At 42.8% G+C, this 2,266-nt stretch carries 1 protein-coding gene and 1 pseudogene; both read left to right on the top strand.

Annotation, left to right across the window (positions count from 1 at the left end; translation table 11 throughout):
- Positions 1–155 precede the first annotated feature (155 nt).
- Positions 156–236: pseudogene (locus MHN09_RS21120) on the top strand (IS5/IS1182 family transposase); the annotation flags it as partial.
- A 112-nt stretch (positions 237–348) separates the two neighbouring features.
- Positions 349–1,374, top strand: coding sequence for an IS110 family transposase (locus MHN09_RS21115; RefSeq protein ID WP_239241826.1), 1,026 nt, complete (start codon positions 349–351; stop codon positions 1,372–1,374).
- Positions 1,375–2,266 lie beyond the last annotated feature (892 nt).

Below are 2,266 nucleotides of genomic sequence, written 5' to 3'. Positions count from 1 at the left end.
TGTCTGAAATCCGGGAATAACCCGGAATAAGGTCGAAATCCGACCTAAAACAGCGGTATATTGGCCTAAACTGCAAAATTAGAGTTTAAAAATTAGGCCAGTGATGCTGCAACTTAATTGAGCGCTAAATTGCGGGACTTATTCGCAGTTTCCCTAGATACGATAAGTTAGAGCGCAATTATGCCAGCATGGTATCGCTGGCATTTATGTTAATGTGGCTGCCGATGCATTGTTGATCAAAATATGTACAGCAAAGATCAACGATGGAATGGTCTCCCCCCTCAAACGGCATCGCAATGTGCCAAACTTGGAATTGAACAATCAAGTTAACAAGGTGAGGAGACCAAAATGAATATTACAACGGTTGGACTGGATTTAGCAAAAAGTGTGAGCCATTTAGTCTGCTGTAATCAGGCAGGCAAGATTGTGCGTAAAAAAATGTTAAGACGAAATCAGGTACTGCATTTTTTTAGTGAGCTATCCCCCTGTTTGGTGGGAGTTGAGTCATGTGCCAGTGCGCACTATTGGGCGAGAGAAATAGCGAAGTATGGGCATCAGGTAAAACAAATCGCACCACAGCATGTAAAAGCGTATGTGCGAGGTAATAAGACGGACTTTAATGATGCGCTGGCGATAGCAGAAGCAGTTGTACGCCCCGAGATGCGGTTTGTGCGAACGAAAACGCAAACCCAACAAGATATTCAGGCGATACACGTGATGCGAAAGAAGTGTGAACGGGATAGAACCGCCAACTGTAATGAAATACGGGGATTGCTCAATGAGTACGGAATAATTGTTCCGGTAGGCATAAACCATGTGTATAAATCACTGCCTGAGTTGTTTGACCGGCAGGTTGAGAATGGTTTGAGTGAATTATTCAAAGAACTGTTAGAGCGACACTATCAAAAGCTTGTAGAGCTGGATGAGCACCTGGACTGGTATACAAAGAAAATTAAACAACTAAGCCAACACGAAGCTTGTAGACGGCTACAAAGTATTCCCGGAGTTGGTCCAATTATAGCCAGTGCGCTTTATCAACATATCGGCAATGGCAGTGAGTTTAAGAATGGCCGGGCAGTCTCAGCATCATTGGGGCTGGTACCCAAACAACATAGCTCAGGAGGCAAGCATAATCTACAGGGGATTAGTAAGCGTGGAGATAGCTATCTAAGAACCTTACTCATTCATGGTGCCAGGGCTGTCATGCGAGTGAGTAAACATAAAGAGACACCATTGTCTCAATGGATAAAGCGAATAGAGCAAACGCGGGGGAGAAACAAAGCCGCGGTTGCACTGGCTAACAAGTTGGCCCGAATAGCTTGGGCACTATTAGCACAAGGTGGCGATTATCAGCCTGAGTTGACAACCGCTTAAGTTAATAATGAACCAGTTCACTTCCAAGGATTGCTGAATAAACATAACGTGATGACAATACGGTTAAACCGACATATCGAAAACCTGATAGGGCGTGTGGATTATTAATCCGAGTCAACGATAAGGACGATATGGGCGAAGTTCATCGAGGCTCGAAGTGAAAATACTTCAACGAGAAGCCGGATATACGGACGCAAACCATTTTAGTCAAACAGCATGTTTACTCTTGCAATAAAGGGGGAGACCATATACACGCCCTAATACACGTTAATCTATTTCATGAGATGGATTAGTTTTATGTTTGTTCAAGCATTCTCCATACTTTGCTTGGGGAGATTTTGATGGATTTTAAAGTGACTTGATGACGGAGGCAGGCTTATCACCACTTCCCGATGAAGAGTACACTGGGAATTAGTCGCACAACAATGCATTTATTTTTTACGGCTTATCCAGTCAAAACCGCCTATCAACACAACGAATGCTAATACCACTGCTGAGGTACCTAACAATTGAATGGTGTTCACAAATTTTCCTTCCTTTTTCGACAGCCAAATTTTGACCTACCTTCAAGACTAACATTTACTTATCTTCGGGCTTAGAGAAAACTTCAGGAAAATACTTTTCACCGATTCTATCCCAATCAATAAATATCGCAGCACATAATGCCACGACCAGAAATCCAATCGTTGTATATATGATTAACTGGTACATAATTCGCCTAATTAGTCCATTTCCCTAGGGAAACTGCGAATAAGTCCCGCAATTTAGCGCTCAATTAAGTTGCAGCATCACCGGCCTAATTTTTAAACTCTAATTTTGCAGTTTAGGCCAATATACCGCTGTTTTAGGTCGGATTTCGACCTTATTCCGGGTTATTCCCGGATTTCAGACA

This window comes from Alteromonas sp. MmMcT2-5, from assembly GCF_022348315.1.
In the GTDB taxonomy this organism is placed as follows: domain Bacteria; phylum Pseudomonadota; class Gammaproteobacteria; order Enterobacterales; family Alteromonadaceae; genus Alteromonas; species Alteromonas macleodii.
Note: the sequence above shows the minus strand (reverse complement) of the source record. Positions and strands in the feature narration are given on the sequence as shown.